The following is a 16604-nucleotide window of genomic DNA, read 5'->3' as shown; positions in this document are numbered from 1 at the left end:
GACTCAAGTCGGTTCGGGTGGGTTCGGCGATCATTCGGGACTAGGCTCTGCCGCACACCCGATCGTCCGTTCCACGCTGCGAGGAGTACCGGTGGCGAAGCGCCGTCAGGCAGGCCGGCGGGCGGCGAGCCGGTCCGGTGACGCGCCGGATCCCGAGGCGCCGCCCGACGAGGCACCGGACGACGCGCCAGGACCCGCCGGCCGGGCAGGTGAGCCGCCCGCCGGACCGCCAGGACCCACCGCCGGACGGCAGGGACCAGCCGGCCCGCCGGGACCCGCCGCCGGACCGCCGGGACCCGCCGCCGGACCGCCGGGACCCGTCGCCGGCCGGCCGGGGCCGGTCGACGAAGGGGCGGCGGCGCGGGCGGTCGCGGCGGGACGGGCGGCCGAGCGGTTCGCCGCTGGACGGCGCGCGGCCCGGAGCACCGGCCCCACGACGCCCGCGGCCCCCGCACCCGACAGCACGTCGTCCTTCCAGCGGCCGGTCGCGCCCGGCGATGCACCGCTGCGTCCCGGCGCCGAACCGTGGACCGCCTTCCCCGACGCCGTGCCCCGCCCCCGACGGGCCGGCCGCCAGCCGTCCACCCCGGCGACGCCGTCCGCCCCCACCACGCCGCACGACCCGCCGTCGGCGGACACACGCCCGGTGGACACACGCGCGGCGGACACCCGCCGGGCAGACACCCGCCGCATCCCGGCCGCCACGCCCGGGCCGGAGCCCGTTCCCGCGCCGCGCCGATCGCTGCCGATCGTCATCCCGTCCGTCGCCGAACTGGCCGTCTACGGGTCCCTCGCGACCGCCGTCGCCGCCGTCGTGATGATCGTGAACGGACGGCCGTACTGGCAGGCCGCCGCGGTGGTCGTGGCCGCCGCCGCGGTGATCGTCCTGCTCGCGTTCGTCGCGGCCCGCTCGCGCCCCGATCAACCCGACGAGCCCGCCCCCGACGCCGCCGACGACACCGATCCGCCGTCGGCTGGGCGCCGGCGCCGACGCCACTAGGCGAGATGCCAATAGGGTGGTCCGCGTGACCAACGATCGAATGGTGTGGATCGACTGCGAGATGACCGGCCTCGACCTCGAGCGAGACGCGCTCATCGAGGTGGCCGTGCTCGTGACCGATGCCGAGCTGAACGTCCTCGGCGACGGCGTCGACGTGGTCATCCGCCCACCCGACGCCGCGCTGGAACAGATGAACGACGTCGTGCGCCAGATGCACACCACCAGCGGCCTGCTCACCGAGCTCGCCGGCGGCGTCACCATGGACGACGCCAACGCCCTGGTCATGCAGTACATCAAGGCGCACGTGCCGGAGCCGTCGAAGGCCCAGCTGGCCGGCAACACCGTCCACATGGACCGCCTGTTCCTCGCGCGCGACCTCCCCGAGGTCGAGGGCTGGCTGCACTACCGCAACATCGACGTGTCGTCGATCAAGGAGCTGGTGCGCCGCTGGTATCCGCGGGTGTACTTCGCCAGCCCGGCCAAGACCGGCAACCACCGCGCGCTCGGCGACATCAAGGACTCCATCGACGAACTGCGCTACTACCGGCGCACGGTGTTCGTCCCGATGCCCGGCCCCGACAGCGTCAGTTCGCGTGCCGCCGCGGTCTCCGTCATGAAGGAAGCGCGCGACGAACCGGCCCGCGACTAGACCACCCCTCCGCGCACCGTATACTTGTTCAGCCGTGCCCCGTTGGGGACGCATGGTGGGTGTAGCTCAGCTGGTAGAGCACCTGGTTGTGGTCCAGGAAGTCGCGGGTTCAAGTCCCGTCACTCACCCCACTCGATGGCGCTGGTCAGATCCCTCTGACCAGCGCCATCGCCGTTGTCAGGTGCCCGTCGCGGCCGCGTCGGCGGTGAGGAACAGCGGCTCGCCGAACGTCGTCGACACCGTCCACAGGCCGTCTGCGCCCGCGGGTACGGCGACGCAGATGTTGCCCTCGGCGACACCGCCCTCGTAGAGCTCGCCGACGTCGGCCAGGTCGTTCGGGATGACACCGCAGTAGTCCGAGTACGTGACGCTGTCGCTGCCGACGAACTGGAAGGTCAGGTCGACCCACGCCATACCGCTCTCGCTTCCGGTGTAGGTGGCGGTCACCGGCACGATGTAGAACTCCATGCCTTCGGCCGGCGGTTCGTTGAACTCGTTCTCGTCGAGGATCTCCTCCCACGCCTCTCGCGGCTCGCCGACCACGATCTCCCAGTCGTCGTTGCCCACCGGAGTCCCGACGGGGAACGGGCTCCCTCGGCTGCCATCGGGCGCGGCGGCCACCGGCTCGTCAGCGGGCGTTTCATCAGCAGGCGGCTCTTCGTCCGACGGCGGGTCGGTCGGCTCCTGCCGGGCCGGGGGCGCCTCCTCGGTCGCGGCTCCCGCATCAGCCTGCGCGTCCTCGAGACGCTGAGCCAGATCGTCACGCTCCGCCTCGGCATCGCTCAGACGCTGTTCCAGGTCGCCGGATTCACTCCCGCCCGCCACACTCGCGCCGACGGCGCCGCCGATAGCGCCGCCCGCCGCCAGCGCGAACACCACACCGAGCACGATCGGAGCCCGACTGGGCCGTGTCGCGAGCGGCTCGGGTTCGATCGGATTCTGCATGTCGCTCATCACTGCTCCCCCACATGCGACGCGGGGCACAGCTCCGCGCCGAGAGTTCGACGGCCACGATCAGTCCCACCCGTCGTGATCCGCCGCGGCGCTCCACAGGCGCCGACGCGTCATGCTCGCAGTGACGTCGGACACATCAGCCCATGATCATCAATGATCCAACCACCCAGAGGGGGTCGGATCATTGATGATCATGAGGACGGGGGTCAGCCGCCGACGGGGCCGCGGACGCCCAACTCGGCGAGCACAGCCCAGCCGTTCGACGACGTGACGGTGACGCGCACGGCGTCGGCCAGGCCGGGGGCGCCGAACCAGGTGAGGTCGTCGCCCCAGCGGACGACGGAGTCGAGCGTGCCGACGTCGCGCCAGGCGCCGCCCGACCGCACCGACACCACCGCGCCCGACGCGTAGCCGGGCTTCAGCGCCACCCCGACCGACGACAACCGGCGGGCCCGGTCGAACTCGACGGTGTACGACGCCGGCGCGGCCTTCGGCGCCCACGCGGCGTCCCAGTACCCGACCACGCCGTCGATCGCGCCCAGCACGCCCACGCCCGGCCGGCCCGCCTGCACGTGCGTCATGTCGGTCGTCACGCTCGCCTCGCCGGACGACACCAGCGCGGCGAGGTCGACGCGGCGCGGGTCGGGGCGGTCCGGCCGGATCTCGGGCACGGAGACGAACGTGCCGACGAGCCGGCTGGCGGCCGAGTCGAACCCGATGACGAGCACGCGGCCGGGCCGCACCTCGACGACGGCGGGGTTGGCCTGGTCGCCGGTCCCGGAGTCCCAGACGAGCTCGCGCGCGGCGCCGTTCCACGGCGACCGCGGCGACCGGATCACCGCGCCCACCGTGCCCCGCCGGTCGGTGAAGTGCCCGGACAGGTCGCCGTAGGCCAGGAACACCGAGCCGTCGCGCAGCACCTCGGTGTGCGCCGACGAGGTCACGAGGTCGATCTCCGCGGGCGCCGACCACGTCCGCCCGCCGTCACGCGACCACGACTCCTGCGAGTGCACCGCGCCCATCGTCGACGCGGCCGTGCCGATGCGCAGCAGCGCGTGCACGAGGCCGCCGGGCAGCACCGTCAGCACCGGCTCCTGGTAGTGCGTGCCGGTCGCCGACGCGACCAGCGACTCCGTCGCCGCCGACCACGTCTCGCCGCCGTCGGTGCTGCGGACGACGGTCGCCTTCTGCCACTTGTCGTCGGGGACGGTGCCGTACAGCGGGATGATGAGGTCGCCGCCGGGCAGCTCCTTGACCTGGCCGTGGCTGCCGTTCCAGCCCAGCTCGTAGGTGTCGACGATGTCCGACTCGCCGCTGAGCATCGAGTCCACGACGACCGGCTCCGACCACGTCGCGCCGCCGTCGTCGCTGTGCGCGACGCGGGTGCCCATCGGCTCCGCGGGCCGCACGGAGTAGTCGATCTGGAACCAGCTGAGCAGCAGCCGGCCGGAGGACAGCTGCGTGATCATCGGGTCGCGGTCGTCGTACTGGCTGTCGTAGACGACCTCGGGCTCGGACCAGGTCTGGCCGCCGTCGTCGCTGGACAGCATCAGCAGCCGGCCGTCCTGGCCGGTATGGCCGGCGCCTTCGCGGGCGACCGCGACGACCGACCCGTCGGCCAGCCGCTCGGCGTTCGGGAAGTGCAGTTTCTTGCCCTGCGTGGCCTGCGCGATGACGACGTCGGGGGTGCCGGGCGACCAGGTCGGCCCGGCGGCGACGTCCGCGCCGCTCGCGGGGGTGCTCAGCAGGCCGAGCGCGACGACGCCGGCCAGCATGACGGGAACGGTTCGCATGGATTCCTCCAGGGCGGGGGGTGCCCGTCATGGAATACGGCACACCGTTCCATGTCAATGGCGCGACGACGCCGCGCCCGGCCTCAGCCGGACGCGGCGTCGGAGGAACCGCGGAGGGTGGCCTCAGGCCTGCTTGATGGCCGAGATCTCGAACTCCAGCGTCACCTTCTCGCTGACCAGCACGCCGCCGGCCTCGAGCGGGGCGTTCCAGGTGACGTTCCAGTCCTTGCGGTTGATCTGGAGCGAGCCGTCGAAGCCGACGCGCTGGTTGCCGAACGGGTCGGTCGCGGCGCCCGTGAACTCGAGCTCGAAGCTGACGGGCTTGGTGACGTCCTTGATGGTGAGGTCGCCGGTGACCTTGAACGTCGTCTCGTCCGACTGGTCGATCGCGGTCGAGGCGAAGGTGATCTCCGGGTACGTCTCGATCTCGAAGAAGTCGTTCGTCCGCAGGTGGCCGTCGCGCTGCTCGTTGCGGGTGTCGACGCTGGCGGTCTTGATGACGATGTTGACGGACGAGTTGCGCGGGTCGGCGCCGTCGATGCGGGCCGTGCCCTCGAACTCGTTGAAGGCGCCGCGCACCTTGGTCACCATGGCGTGCCGGGCGACGAAGCCGAGCCGCGTGTGCGCCACGTCCAGCGCGTAGTCGCCGGTCAACTGGGTCAGGTCGGTGGTGGTGGTCATCGTTCGTTCTCCTTGCCGGGGCGGTCTGTGGTCAACTAACTTTGTTGACGCGTCACAGATTATCGAACTTGGATGACGTGTCAACTATTCCGTACACTGGCAAACATGGCAGAGACACGGTGGCTCGACGACGGCGAGCAGGACGCCTGGCGCGGGTATCTGCGCATGAACACCGTCCTCGGCGCGGCGCTCAGCCGTCAGATGCAGACCGAGTCGATGCTGTCCATGCAGGACTTCGAGGTCCTCGTCCACCTCACCGACGTCGACGACGCCCGGCTGCGGGTGTCCGAGCTGGCCAAGGCGATGCGCTGGGAGAAGAGCCGGCTGTCGCACCACCTCAGCCGCATGCAGAAGCGGGGCCTGATCGGCCGCGAGGAGTGTTCGTCCGACGGGCGCGGCGCGTTCATCGTCCTGACCCCCGAGGGCCGGGCCGCCATCGAGGCCGCCGCCCCCTCGCACGTCGACGCCGTCCGCCGGCACTTCTTCGACGTCCTCACCGACGACGACATCAAGGCGCTGAGCTCCATCGCCGACCGCGTCATCGCCCGCGTCGAGGCCACCGACATCTGCCCCTCCGAATAGTCCGCGCGGCCCTGGGGTACGGGCCGAAGGACACACGACGGAGGGAGCACTCATGGGTGCCGGCGACAAGATGAAGAACGCCGCGGAGAAGGCCAAGGGCGAGGCCAAGGAGGCGCTCGGCAAGGTCACGGACAACGAGAAGGCCGAGACCGAGGGCAAGGCCGATCAGTCCAAGTCCGACCTGAAGCAGGCCGGCGAGAAGGTGAAGGACGCCTTCAGGCGCTGACGACCGCAGACCCGTCCGCCCCGCCACCCACACGCCCGGCGGGGCGGACTCTCACGTCTCAGATCAGCAGCGTGAGCGCGACGCCGACGGCCGTCGCACCGAGAATCGCGAACGCCCGCGCGAACGACGGCCGCTCGTCGTCCGCCGCGGGCTCATCGCCGGCCGCGCGCTCGTCGCCGGCCGCGCGCTCGTCGCGGCGCTGCCGCAGCGTCCGCAGCGCCGACCAGCCGGCGGCGACCAGCCCGCCCACGCCGATGACGATGCGCAGGACGTTGCCCACGCGCTAGGAGTCTTCCGGCGGCCGGCGCTTGACGCCGTGGCTGCGCTCCCACATGGACAGCTGCTTCTCCAGGCCCTTCATGATCTCGAAGACCTGGCTCGGCGGCACCCGCACCCGCGTCACCACCCGCGTCGGCACCTTCAGCACCCGGCTCCCGTCCTCGCCGACGGACGGTTTCGGCGGGCGCTTCAGGACGGCGAAGTCGAGGACGAACGAGTCTGCGGTGTGCCAGATGGAGGCGAAGTCGGCGTACGTGCCGGGCTCGACCTCCGCCGGGATGTCGATGTCGTACTCACGGCGTTCGGGCGGGTTGGCCATGCGTTCTACCCTGCCACAGCAGCGCGGCCCGATCAGGCCTCCCGGTCGGCGGCCACTCGCGCGCCGTTGCGCGCATAGAGAACGAGCCCGGCGGCGAACCACGCGGCCGCGGCCCACCACGCCAGCGGCGCCGACGCGGGCTGCACCGGCCACGTCCACCAGGCGGTCGAGGCGATCACGGGTTTCGGTGCCGCCAGGTACACCACGCCGGTGTACGCGATCACCGGCGCCCACGCCCGCGCGGCGCCGGCCAGGGCCGTCGCGACCGTCACCAGACCCACGGACGCGACGGTGTTGCGGGCCAGCTCGGCCGCGCCGCACCGCGTCGGCTCCCAGAGCCCGGTCAGCGCCAGCGCAGCCGCGCACACCGCCGTCGCGATCAGGACGTGCGCCAGCCGGATCGGCCACCACCGCCGCGCCGCCGACCGCTCCAGCTCCTCGTCGGCGCCGGCCAGCGTGACGGAGACCAGCACGGCCGCGAACACCGGGGCCAGCGCCGCGACCGGCGGCCGCGCCTGCGGACCGTCGAAGTACGGGCGGCTGGACAGCCACTCGGCAGCGGCCCACGCCAGCAGCGCGACCACCATGACGCCGGCCACGACCTCCGGGCCGTACCGGGACCGCACGTGCAGCCGCGTCACCGCAACTCGTCCCGGAGCGCCGCGAGCGCCGTCAGATCGCAGTCCCGGCCGGCCACGATGTACCGCTCGATCCAGTCGAGCTGCTCGGCGCGCGGCAGCGAGGTCAGCGCCACGTGCAGTGCCCCGTCGACGGGGTCCGCATGCCGCGCGCGGCTGTCGGTCATTGCGATGTGACCGCCGCCGTCCGTCTCGGCGACCCTGCCCGAGGCCGGGTCGACGCCGGCCCACAGCATGGCAGCGTCGGCGAGGTCGCTCACCAGCTCGGCAGCGTTCGCGTCGGTGCCGCTGTCGCACCAGCGGCCGGGCAGGACGTTGTGGACGAGGTCGACCTCGAGCTCCGAGCCGAACTCCGCCCTGGGCGCGAGGCTCCCGGACCACGAGATGTACTGGCCGACCGACGTGTAGATGCTGCCGTCGTCGAGGTCGTCGTAGCTGAGCACCGCCTGGACGCGGTCCGGGAGCCCGTCGATGCCGTCGAACCGGGCCAGTGTCTCGCGAGCGACCGTGACGTAGTCGTCGAGCAGGAACTCCGTCTCGCGCGACGTGCACACCTGCGGATCGCCTTCGACGCAGACGATCTCGCGGGCGACGGGGTCGGGCTCGAACCGCTCGTGGGCGGGTCCGGACGCGAGCACGGTTCCGGCCGCGGCGGCGAGCGCGGCCGGCGCCAGGACCGGCCACCAGCGCTGGCTTCCGATCAGCGTGAGCGCGGCGATCCCGATCAGCGTGAACCAGGCGGCCTGCAGCAGGTGGTCGCCCAGCGGCAGGTAGACGCCGTCGACGACGTTGTTCAGCGCCGGGCTGAGCCAGCTGCGACCGTCGACGACGTAGGTCAGCAGCCCCATGCCCAGGTAGCCCAGGAACCCGAGCACGGGCGCCGTCAGCCGCCACGGCAGCAGGGTCCCCGCGGCGTAGCCGACGGCGGCGGCCGCGCCCAAGGCCAGCATGGCGACCACGACGTACCACCACCAGCCGCCGCTGGAGTAGGTCGCGACCCGGCCGACGAGCACCGCCAGGATCGCGGCCGCGGCCAGGTACCCGCCCGCGACGCCGGTCGCGACGGCGGCCCAGGCGGCCGTGGTCCGTTGCCAGCGCGGTCGCGGCGTGCTGGCCAGCAGGTCCTCGATGCGCCGGCGCCGGTCGCGGCCGCCCTGCCACGCCCCCGCCGCCAGCGTGAGCGGGACGACGACGATCAGCGTGACCCGCAGGTACATCGCCAGCGCCGTCCAGCGGCCCGCCCACATCTCGGTGTCGTTGAACAGCACGGCGAGGGTCACGCCGCCGATCAGCAGCGCGGCCAGTGCGGCCACGCCGCGGCGGAGGTCGATGCGGACGATCCGGCCCATCAGGCGGCCCGGGCCGCGCGGAGAACGGCCGTGTAGCCGCGCTCGATCGGGCTGTCGCCGTCGCCGCCGTCGCCGCGTGCGGCCAGCTCGCCTGGCGTCCCGCGGAACACCGACCGGCCCTCGTGCAGCAGCGTCACGTCCGCGCAGGCCGCCGCGACGTCCTCGACGAGGTGGGTGCTGACCAGCACGCACGCGTCGACGCCGAGAACGCGCAGCAGGTCGCGGAAGTCGACCCGCTGCTCCGGATCGAGGCCCGCGGTCGGCTCGTCGAGCAGCAGAAGGTCCGGCTCGTTGACGATCGCCTGCGCGATGCCGGCCCGCCGCAGCATGCCACCGGAGAGCCGCTTGAGCCGCTCGTCGGCGCGGTCCAGCAGGCCGACCCGCTCGATGGCGCGGTCGACGGCCACCGGGATCCGCTCGCGCGGGACCTCCTTGAGCCACGCGAAGTACTCGACGAACTCGCGGACGGTGAACCGCGGGTAGTAGCCGAACTGCTGCGGCAGGTAGCCGAGCCGGCGGCGGACCCGGCGCAGCGCGGCGGACCCGGCGACGACGTCGCCGTCGAGGACGGTGACCCCGCCCGACGCCGGCCGCGTCACCGTCGCCAGCACCCGCATCAGCGTCGTCTTGCCCGCGCCGTTCGGGCCGAGCAGTCCGTGCACGCCCGCGCCGAGTCTCAGGTCCAGCCCGTCCAGCGCGACGCGTCGGCGGTACCGGACGACGAGGTCGCGCACGTCCACGTGCGTGGCGGTGACGGTCATGTCAGGCCTCCCGGTTCGGGTGACGGAAGTGATCGAAGCGGTGCGGGCTGACGGCGACGAGCGCGAGCGCGGCCGCGGTGAGCGGGACCCAGACGGCGACGGCGTCCGGCGCGATCAGCGGGCCGGACGCGTGCTCGCTCAGCGACGGCCCGGCCACGACCGCCGCCCAGCCGAGCCCGACGGCGACGGCGGCCGGCGCGAGCCCCGCCACCGCCCCGGCCGCCAGCGTGAGCGCCGTCAGCCCGAGCGCCGGGAGCAGCCAGACGGCCGGCGACCCGGCCCAGACCCCCGCGACCAGTGCCGCCGGCACCGATACGGCGAGGACGGCGAGCGTGCGCCAGAGCAGCAGCCGCAACCCGCCGGCCGGCGTCGACGCGATGACCTCGCCCGGCTCGTCCAGGCCCGACCCGTACGCCGTCGCCACCCCGGCGACCGGCAGCAGCGGCGCGACCAGCGTCAGCCAGGCGAACCCGCGCGACTCCCACGTCGTGTCCATCATCACCGCCAGCACCAGGACCACCACGACCGCCACCACCCACGCCGTCCGAGCGGCCGGGCCCGACGCCGTCAACATCACCGCCCGGCGCCACCGGCCGGCCCGCCGGACCCGGCCCTGCGGTGGCAGCGCGACTGGACGCGCGGCCCGGACGATCGCGTCCGTGCCGGCGTCGCCGACAGCGTGCCGGCAGCGTTCGCACTCGACCAGGTGTGCCTCGACCGACCACGCGTCCGCGTCGCCGGTGCGACCGGCCGTGTAGGCGCGCAAGGTGGTCTCGGGCAGGTGCCAGCTCATGAGAGCGCCTCCCTCAGTTGGCGGCGCGCCCGCACGGCGCGCGACTTCACGGTCCCCTCCGGCACGTCCAGCAGCAGCGCCGTCTCACGTGTGGTGAGCCCGTCGAGGACGGTCGCCTGCAGGACGGCGCGCAGTTCCGGCGAGAGCCGGTCCAGCGCCGTCGCCAGCTCCGCGTCGTATGTGCCGGCCAGCGCCTCGTCCTCGGCCGACGGCGCGGTGACGTGGGCGCGCTCGTCGTCCGGCTCCCCCACGACGACCGCCCGCACTGCCCTCCTCCTGTGCGCGTCGATGAGCCGTCGGGTCGCGATCGACCACAGCCAGCCGCCCGACTGCCCGTCACCGGCATAGGAACCGGCCGCACGCCACACCGCGAGGAACGTCTCCTGCAGCACATCCGCCGTCAACTCGGCGTCGCCGCAGCGCCGCCGGATGCGGACGGCGAGCCAGGCGGCGTTGCGGTCGTAGAACGCCTCGAACGCCGCCCGGTCGCCCTTCCCGGTCCGGCGCAGCAACTCGTCGTCGGAGGCCTCTCCTGCCGTCACGTCAGATGAAGACGCACGGCGGGCCCACATCGGTTCACGATTTCAGCTTCCCCGCGCGGGGTGGTAATCTTCAGCGTCGTTGCGCCATTAGCTCAATTGGCAGAGCAGCTGACTCTTAATCAGCGGGTTCGGGGTTCGAGTCCCTGATGGCGCACTCCCCAGCAGGTCAAGTCCTTGGCCGCGCTGTGTCCATGCCAGGGCGGCGTCACCCCGCGCCCGGCTGATGTCGCGACGAACACCCCAGAGCTGCTGCCTGACCTTCGGCGTCGCCTACACGGTGTCCGACGTGGCCAGCCACCGTTGGATGCCGTCATGGATGTAGGGCGGGATCTGCAGCGCTTTCAGCTGCTCGGGGGCGAAGAATCGGAGCTCGCGGCCCTCGGCCAGAGGCAACCGTGCTTCGTCGCCGTCCCACGTGCCGGCGAAGAACGTGATCACCTGACCGGAGCCGTCGACATCGACCGTGTCGAAGAGCTCGGTGAGGCCCGATGCGACGAGTCCGGCTTCCTCCTGGAGCTCACGCACGATGGCGTCGTGAGGCGTCTCGTCGCCGTCCGCTCCGCCTCCGAGCAGGCTCCAATGACCTGGCCATGCGATGTGCGCGAAGTCGTCACGCAGGTGCATGAGCACCTGCCCAGCGCTGTTGCTGATGATCGCTACCGCGCCACGCGCTGCGGGCGTGCCGGAGTAGCCGGCCACCGGCTCGCCGTCGACGCGCGGGTCCGCCGGGGCGACGTCGGGGGCGGGCGCCACCGCCCAGTCCGCGAGGTCCGTCACGGCGGGCTCCGGCCCGTGCACGCCCGTGGGCAGCGGCTCGAGGAGCACGCTGAGGCGGAACCGCGCCGCCTCCGGCCCCGTGATGACGAGCTTGCGGACGCCGGCGTTCGGCGTCTGGCCGTCCGGGTTCGGCGACGTCGGCAACGGCACGGCGTCCATGGCCGAGAACCGGACGCCGTCGGGCGCATCGAGCAGGACGGCGCGCAGCTGCCGGCCGTCGAGGGTGAGCATGGCGGACCGGCCGTCGGCCGCGACGTCGATGCCGGCGGACGTGTGCATGAACCACCACGCCTCGACCGGGGAGGACGCCGTGACTTCGTCCTGCACGACGAAGCGGCTCCGGCCGTCGATCAGCGCCATGCCACGTTGCCAGCTCGTCACGCCTTGGGCCGTGTACGCCTCCGACAGGTCGGCGACGGCGAAGCTCGCGTCCGGGCTCGAGCCGGTCGCCACGAGCGTCCCCCTCGCGTCGACGGCCTGACCGGGCGTCGCGTCGGGGTTGACGACGAGCGTGTTCTGTCCCTCGGGACGCTTGCGGTAGTAGGTCCAGCGTCGGCCCTCGGGACCGGCCGACCAGTACCCGGGCAGGTCGTAGGTCTCCGGCCCGAGCTCCACGGCCCAACGTGTACCGAGTGCGTCGAGCACGAACGTGCCCAGATCGAGGTCGGCGTGGCTGGACGCGTTGTCCCCCGCCTTGAACCCGAAGAAGTTCGCGGTCGTGCTGTTCCACGCGCTGCGCGAGAGGAAGGTGGCGATGGCGTCGAACTCGCGGTCCAGCGGCAGGCCGGCCTCGTTCGGCGGCACCGCATCGATCAGCCCCTGCCACATCAGGTGCAGCGGCGGAAGCGGACGCGAGTGAAGCGCGGTTCCCTGCTCGGCCCACCACGCGTAGGCCGGCTCACCGTAGTGCGCGGCGAGCCAGTGCGCTGCGGTCCTCCCGGGGTGGCCGGTGCTGGGGGCGTCGTAGTAGTTGAACGGCTGGCCCGCCGGACCGGTCATGTGGATCCCGAAGTCGACCGTGCGGTCGAGCCCCGCGGTCTGCGTGATGCCGAAGTCGTCGCCGACCGCCGTCTCGAGCGACGCCATGACCGGCACGAGGAACCGCGTGGCGTAGCCCCAGTACGTGGCGCCCTCGGGGTACCCGCCGTCGGGCCCGTACCGCGCGAGCGCCACGGGCAGCGAGTCGAACGCGAGGTGCATCGCCTCGTTCGCGAGCTCCGGCTCCTCGACGCCGATGGCGAGCGCGGCCATGATCGTCCCGCCGTTGCACACGACGTTCCAGTTGTTCGTCCTCGTGGTCCACGACGCCCCGGACCGGTGCTGTGCGATCGCGGGCTCCAGCCCGAGCCTGACGATCGCGTCGCGCACGACCTGGCGCTGCGCCTCGTCGAGGTACCCGTGCAGCCAGTCGTAGCCCACCGCGAACGCGTGCATGAGTTCCGCGACGGACAGGAAGCTCTCCGGATTCCAGTCCGGGAACGCGGCGGCGGCCGCCATCTCCTCGTACGCACGCGCCGCGTACCGCTCGTCCTGCGTGAGCCGGTACGCCATCGCCAGCGCGTAGAGGCGGCTCTGGACCTCGCGGGTGACGATGAGCAGCGTGCGCCCGTCGGGGAACTCGTACTCGGATGCCGGCATGGTGAGCAGCGCGTCTGCCTGCGCGATCAGGTCGTCGTACAGCTGCGCGGTGAGGTCGTTGGACGCGATGCGCTCGGCGATCCCGGCGAGCGCCGCGTCGTCGACCATCAGGCGCGGGTGGCCCGGCGTGATGAGCGCCGCGATGTCCGCGGGCGGCGCCGGCACGGGCAGGTCACGCGGGGTCATCCGTCCTCGCAGGACTGGGCGACCGTGAAATCGTCGAACGTGCTCTGCGTGGTCGCGTAGAGCCCGACGCCGCCGCTTCGCACCACGGTGTCGCGTCCCTCCAGGATCTGCACGCCGTTCAACGTCACGGTGACGCGGTCGCCGTGAACGGCCGCGCCCAGCCGAACGGGGCCGTTCAGCGGGTCGCCGAGCGAGACCGTGGCCACCGTGACCGGGCCCGACCGGTGGGCCTCGCGGATGATGCTCGCGTATCGGGAACCGCTGCTCGTCCTGCCGATGTGGATCCGGTAGCCGTAGGAGTCCGAGGTGTCGCGCAGCGAGATGCCGGCAGTGCCGACGCCGTTGATCGTGACCGTGGTCTCCGCGACATAGTCGCACTGCTGGGAGAACCGCGCCGGCAGTGTCGACTCGGCGAGCACGTGCGCTCGGCCATCGACCGGCGTGAGGGTCAGCTGACCCGAGCTGACGGTCGCCTGGCCCCCGATTCCGCGCCAGTTCGCCTGATCGAGGGCCTCGCTGATCGTGATGTCGTCGAAGGTCGCGGCCCGCCGATGCGTGTAGGCCGCGGCCCCGCCGGTCGGCAGTTGGCCGTCGTTCGCGGAGATCGACGTGTCGCCGACGGTGGCGACCAGGTGACGCCCGACCGCGGAGACGGTCAGCGTGTACTCGGCGTCGTTGTCCAGCGCCACGTCGGTCTCCGCGAGGAGCGTGGACGTCCCGTTGTAGACCTTCACGAGCTGCAGCTTCGCGCCGGTCGACGTCGTGAGGACGTTGGCCCGGTAGTAGTTGCGCGAATCGTGGTAGCGGAACGCCAGGCCGGTCCGGGCGGTCGCCTGGTTGCTGGTCCCGGGAACGATGTCCGCGGACACGATCACGTCGTCCGGCACGTCCTGCAGCATGGCGAACGACTGCATGTCCGCGCTCGAGGTCTGTGCCAGCTTGGCATTCGATGGATCGCCGCCCAGTCCCCAGGAGCCCTGCACCGGCGTCCAGCCCTCGAGTCCGCCGTCGAAGCCATGGACGGTGCGGTCCAGGCTCGCGTCCTCGAACTCCTCGTCGAGCACCGGCGCCGGCGCGAAGGCCGGCTCGACCGTCACGGTGACGAGGTCACCGGTACGCGTGAACGCGGTCGGGGTGTCGTTCACCTTCACCACTCTCGCCGTCGGCGCGTTGATCGTGAGGGTGCCGGTGAACGGGTCGCCGAGCGAGATCCGGGCGGTCGCGCCCCGCAGCTCCACACTGACGTCGGACACCACTGCGGACGCGTCGAGGACGGTGTCACCGCCGTCGACCAGCGACGACCCTCGTGTCAGCGCGTACCGCGTGAGCCTGTCGTGCCCGGCACGTTCGAGATACGCGGTTTCGGCGTCGGTCGCGGCGTTCCCGAACTCCCTCGACGAGGGCGTCGCCTCGCGCGAGAGGTAGAAGCGGCCGGTCGAGTGCGGCAGGTCGATCTCCATCGCGGTCGCCACGGAGTGATCCACCCCAGGCAGCTCGATGCGGGTGGCCGTCACCGAGGGCGCCCGGCCGGCGCTGCCGGGAAACACGATGGTGTCCAGTCCCGTGGCGCCGGTGGCGGACCAGTCGTAGGACAGGTAGTCGACGTCCGTGAGCACGTCCTCGCCCACGCGCACGGCGCCGTTCTCGTGGACGCTCGGCGTGACCTCGGCGCCGGCCGGGGTCACGGGAACGAGTTGCACCCCGGCAACCGGCGTGGCGCCCGGCACGGTGTCGAACCCGACCGTGGCGACGTTCGTGGCCGGGTCGACGGTGACCGGATCACCGGGGAAGTGCCAGAGCTGCCGGTAGTCGTGCGCGGCGGTGTCACCGGTGAGGTCGTCGGAGACCACCCAGAAGCCGGGCTTGACGAAGTAGACGACCCGGTCGTGCGCGACCGGCTGGTAGCCCATCGCCTGGCCGCGGTAGACGTCGAGACCCGCGTTCGACCGCCAGAGCGACATCGCGCGGGTGACCCCCGCGGCCTGCGGCTTCCGGTCGACCTCGACGGTGTTGTGCGCCTCGGTCGTGCGGCGCATCCAGTCGTTCGTCGGGGTGGCGCTGTAGTCGCCCACTCCGGAGTCGACGATCAGCGGGCGTCCGTACGCCGACATCACCAGGCTGAGGTCGTCCGGATGCCGGTGCGAGGCGGTGTAACTGGAGTTGTGGTTGTTGATCAGCAGGTACTGCGCATCGGCGTCCCACCCCGAGCGCTGCACCGCGAAGCTGATCGGATACAGCGTGGACCCCAGTGTCGGGGGCGTCCCCGCGGTTCGACCGGAGGCGACCCAGGTGAAATCGGACCATGAGTGGCGTTCACCGGTCGCCCGAATGGCGCTCCTGCCCGCATCGATGTTCGGTGTGTCGCCGATCTGCGCGGGCTCGAGATTCGGCTGCCGGGTCGCGAACATCACGTCCGCGATCCAGTCCGCCGCCTGGATGAGCGCATCGGGTAGTTTCCGCCCGTTGGCGTCCGCGACGCCGGTCATGCTGTTGATCAGGTCCGCCACGTAGGCCTGGTAGTTGAATGCCGGCTCGCGGTACACGCCGTCGCTCTGCACGTACGCGCGCAGGAACCGCTCGACGGATCGCACGGCGAACGACTCCCAGCCGGAGGATGCCCTGAACTCGGGCAGGTACACCGCCGCGAAGTAGATCGAGCGAGCCATCGACACATACCAGTTGTTTCCGACATGAATCTGCAGAACCTGCGTGAGAAAGTCGGTCGTCTCGTGCACGCCGGACAGGTACGTCACCAGGTCGCCCGCGTCGGTGGCCGGCTCCGTCCGGAACACGGAGAACGCGCTGATGAGCTGGTTCAGCCGCTTGCCGGCCGACAGATTGCGGACCTGCGGCCAGCTCGGGTTGTCGGCGAAGAAGTCCAGTGAGATCTCCATCCACGCCTTCGCATACGCCGCACGCCGCTGCGGGTCGCTCTCGTTGACGTAGGCACTCGCCAGCGTCGGCATGAACGCGAGGTCGCTCATCAGGACCTGCGCGCCGCCGGGGGCGGCCTCCGTCCCGCCCCAGGTGTCCTGCCAGTCGACGTCGATCCGCTGCTCGGCGTCGTCGTAGAAGTCGCGGGTCTCGGCGCCGAACCGGAAGATCCCGGCCGCGAGCTCGTCGGCGGTCGCGTCGCCGACCCCCGCCGCTCCCGGCGTCGGGAACGCGATCCCCGTGCGGCCCGCGTAGTAGGCCTTGAGCTGGTCGGCGGCGCCCGCCTCATCGCCGGCCGCGAGCTCCGCCGCGACTCCGGCGAGCTCCGGACGCGTCAGGTCGAGCAGCTCGCCGAGATCCGACATGTCGGACGCAGCGGCCGGCACCGATAACAGGCCCGTCCCCACCACCGCCAGCGTGACGGCCGCGCCGGTGATCGCATGGACACGACGGCGAATGCTCCGCCGGGAAGTGCTTCGTTGCATCTCCGTGACTCCTTTGCT

16 protein-coding genes and 2 tRNA genes are annotated in these 16604 nt (G+C 72.1%); 6 read left to right on the top strand and 12 right to left on the bottom strand.

All coding sequences use genetic code 11. The annotated features are described in order from the left end of the window. The first annotated feature begins 91 nt into the window (after window positions 1-91). The 3 genes from BLV02_RS34905 (at window position 92) to BLV02_RS05500 (ending at window position 1780) form a co-directional block, all read left to right on the top strand. Window positions 92-1000: a hypothetical protein gene (locus BLV02_RS34905; RefSeq protein ID WP_083412363.1), complete on the top strand. Its 909-nt coding sequence runs from the start codon at window positions 92-94 to the stop codon at window positions 998-1000. Between the two features lie 40 nt (window positions 1001-1040). Further along, the gene (orn, locus tag BLV02_RS05505) at window positions 1041-1649 is read left to right on the top strand and encodes an oligoribonuclease (RefSeq protein ID WP_069113136.1); all 609 of its coding nucleotides are present in this window, start codon (window positions 1041-1043) and stop codon (window positions 1647-1649) included. 55 nt (window positions 1650-1704) lie between these two features. Beyond that, a tRNA-His gene (locus BLV02_RS05500) sits at window positions 1705-1780 on the top strand. 46 nt (window positions 1781-1826) lie between these two features. On the opposite strand, the gene BLV02_RS05495 is transcribed toward BLV02_RS05500, so the two are convergent. The 3 genes from BLV02_RS05495 to BLV02_RS05485 all read right to left on the bottom strand — a co-directional run bounded on the left by BLV02_RS05495 (window position 1827) and on the right by BLV02_RS05485 (window position 5077). Continuing rightward, window positions 1827-2603 carry a hypothetical protein gene (locus BLV02_RS05495; protein WP_069113135.1) on the bottom strand — a complete coding sequence of 259 codons (777 nt, stop codon included), beginning with the start codon at window positions 2601-2603 and terminating at the stop codon, window positions 1827-1829. Window positions 2604-2809: 206 nt separating this feature from the next. After that, window positions 2810-4396 (bottom strand): sialidase family protein, encoded by a 1587-nt coding sequence (locus BLV02_RS05490; protein WP_083288928.1) that lies wholly within the window; start codon window positions 4394-4396, stop codon window positions 2810-2812. Window positions 4397-4519: 123 nt separating this feature from the next. Beyond that, the gene (locus tag BLV02_RS05485) at window positions 4520-5077 is read right to left on the bottom strand and encodes a YceI family protein (protein ID WP_069113133.1); all 558 of its coding nucleotides are present in this window, start codon (window positions 5075-5077) and stop codon (window positions 4520-4522) included. 105 nt (window positions 5078-5182) lie between these two features. Here BLV02_RS05485 and BLV02_RS05480 point away from each other — a divergent pair, with 105 nt between their 5' ends. Both BLV02_RS05480 and BLV02_RS05475 read left to right on the top strand, forming a co-directional pair. Continuing rightward, entirely contained in the window at window positions 5183-5659 is a 477-nt protein-coding gene (locus tag BLV02_RS05480) for a MarR family winged helix-turn-helix transcriptional regulator (RefSeq protein ID WP_069113132.1), read from the top strand. Between the two features lie 52 nt (window positions 5660-5711). Then, window positions 5712-5885, top strand: a complete 174-nt coding sequence (locus BLV02_RS05475; protein ID WP_074946157.1) for a CsbD family protein — start codon at window positions 5712-5714, stop codon at window positions 5883-5885. 58 nt (window positions 5886-5943) lie between these two features. Here BLV02_RS05475 and BLV02_RS05470 read toward each other — a convergent pair whose 3' ends face one another. Genes BLV02_RS05470 through BLV02_RS05440 form a run of 7 tightly spaced genes read right to left on the bottom strand, consistent with a single transcriptional unit; the run spans window position 5944 to window position 10596 of the window. Continuing rightward, complete coding sequence (locus BLV02_RS05470; protein WP_069113131.1) at window positions 5944-6165, bottom strand: hypothetical protein; 222 nt, start codon at window positions 6163-6165, stop codon at window positions 5944-5946. A gap of 3 nt (window positions 6166-6168) precedes the next feature. Further along, on the bottom strand, window positions 6169-6483 hold the full coding sequence (locus BLV02_RS05465; protein ID WP_053205327.1) for a DUF3467 domain-containing protein: 315 nt from the start codon (window positions 6481-6483) through the stop codon (window positions 6169-6171). Between the two features lie 32 nt (window positions 6484-6515). Continuing rightward, complete coding sequence (locus BLV02_RS05460) at window positions 6516-7124, bottom strand: hypothetical protein (RefSeq protein WP_216094381.1); 609 nt, start codon at window positions 7122-7124, stop codon at window positions 6516-6518. After that, window positions 7121-8470, bottom strand: coding sequence for a hypothetical protein (locus BLV02_RS05455; RefSeq protein WP_069113130.1), 1350 nt, complete (start codon window positions 8468-8470; stop codon window positions 7121-7123). Before BLV02_RS05455 ends, BLV02_RS05460 begins: the two co-directional genes overlap by 4 nt. Then, the gene (locus BLV02_RS05450; protein ID WP_069113129.1) at window positions 8470-9231 is read right to left on the bottom strand and encodes an ABC transporter ATP-binding protein; all 762 of its coding nucleotides are present in this window, start codon (window positions 9229-9231) and stop codon (window positions 8470-8472) included. Before BLV02_RS05450 ends, BLV02_RS05455 begins: the two co-directional genes overlap by 1 nt. A gap of 1 nt (window position 9232) precedes the next feature. Beyond that, complete coding sequence (locus BLV02_RS05445) at window positions 9233-10024, bottom strand: zf-HC2 domain-containing protein (protein WP_069113128.1); 792 nt, start codon at window positions 10022-10024, stop codon at window positions 9233-9235. Beyond that, window positions 10021-10596: an RNA polymerase sigma factor gene (locus BLV02_RS05440; protein WP_069113127.1), complete on the bottom strand. Its 576-nt coding sequence runs from the start codon at window positions 10594-10596 to the stop codon at window positions 10021-10023. The genes BLV02_RS05445 and BLV02_RS05440 overlap by 4 nt, the downstream gene beginning before the upstream one ends. Window positions 10597-10647: 51 nt before the next feature. On the opposite strand from BLV02_RS05440, the gene BLV02_RS05435 reads away from it, so the two are divergent. Further along, window positions 10648-10720 (top strand) — tRNA-Lys (locus BLV02_RS05435). A 116-nt stretch (window positions 10721-10836) separates the two neighbouring features. On the opposite strand, the gene BLV02_RS05430 is transcribed toward BLV02_RS05435, so the two are convergent. Beyond that, on the bottom strand, window positions 10837-13167 hold the full coding sequence (locus tag BLV02_RS05430) for an NUDIX domain-containing protein (RefSeq protein ID WP_069113126.1): 2331 nt from the start codon (window positions 13165-13167) through the stop codon (window positions 10837-10839). Beyond that, the gene (locus BLV02_RS05425; protein WP_083288927.1) at window positions 13164-16586 is read right to left on the bottom strand and encodes an alginate lyase family protein; all 3423 of its coding nucleotides are present in this window, start codon (window positions 16584-16586) and stop codon (window positions 13164-13166) included. The genes BLV02_RS05430 and BLV02_RS05425 overlap by 4 nt, the downstream gene beginning before the upstream one ends. Window positions 16587-16604 lie beyond the last annotated feature (18 nt).

The sequence above is a fragment of the Jiangella alba genome (assembly GCF_900106035.1).
Classification (GTDB): domain Bacteria; phylum Actinomycetota; class Actinomycetes; order Jiangellales; family Jiangellaceae; genus Jiangella; species Jiangella alba.
Note: the sequence above shows the minus strand (reverse complement) of the source record. Positions and strands in the feature narration are given on the sequence as shown.

Bases quoted from the DNA above. Each gene is read 5' to 3' on its own strand.
- orn (WP_069113136.1), top strand. From the start codon at position 1,041: ATGGTGTGGATCGACTGCGAGATGACCGGCCTCGACCTCGAGCGAGAC.
- BLV02_RS05495 (WP_069113135.1), bottom strand. From the start codon at position 2,603: ATGAGCGACATGCAGAATCCGATCGAACCCGAGCCGCTCGCGACACGG.
- BLV02_RS05490 (WP_083288928.1), bottom strand. From the start codon at position 4,396: ATGCGAACCGTTCCCGTCATGCTGGCCGGCGTCGTCGCGCTCGGCCTG.
- BLV02_RS05485 (WP_069113133.1), bottom strand. From the start codon at position 5,077: ATGACCACCACCACCGACCTGACCCAGTTGACCGGCGACTACGCGCTG.
- BLV02_RS05480 (WP_069113132.1), top strand. From the start codon at position 5,183: ATGGCAGAGACACGGTGGCTCGACGACGGCGAGCAGGACGCCTGGCGC.
- BLV02_RS05475 (WP_074946157.1), top strand. From the start codon at position 5,712: ATGGGTGCCGGCGACAAGATGAAGAACGCCGCGGAGAAGGCCAAGGGC.
- BLV02_RS05465 (WP_053205327.1), bottom strand. From the start codon at position 6,483: ATGGCCAACCCGCCCGAACGCCGTGAGTACGACATCGACATCCCGGCG.
- BLV02_RS05455 (WP_069113130.1), bottom strand. From the start codon at position 8,470: ATGGGCCGGATCGTCCGCATCGACCTCCGCCGCGGCGTGGCCGCACTG.
- BLV02_RS05450 (WP_069113129.1), bottom strand. From the start codon at position 9,231: ATGACCGTCACCGCCACGCACGTGGACGTGCGCGACCTCGTCGTCCGG.
- BLV02_RS05445 (WP_069113128.1), bottom strand. From the start codon at position 10,024: ATGAGCTGGCACCTGCCCGAGACCACCTTGCGCGCCTACACGGCCGGT.
- BLV02_RS05440 (WP_069113127.1), bottom strand. From the start codon at position 10,596: ATGTGGGCCCGCCGTGCGTCTTCATCTGACGTGACGGCAGGAGAGGCC.
- BLV02_RS05430 (WP_069113126.1), bottom strand. From the start codon at position 13,167: ATGACCCCGCGTGACCTGCCCGTGCCGGCGCCGCCCGCGGACATCGCG.
- BLV02_RS05425 (WP_083288927.1), bottom strand. From the start codon at position 16,586: ATGCAACGAAGCACTTCCCGGCGGAGCATTCGCCGTCGTGTCCATGCG.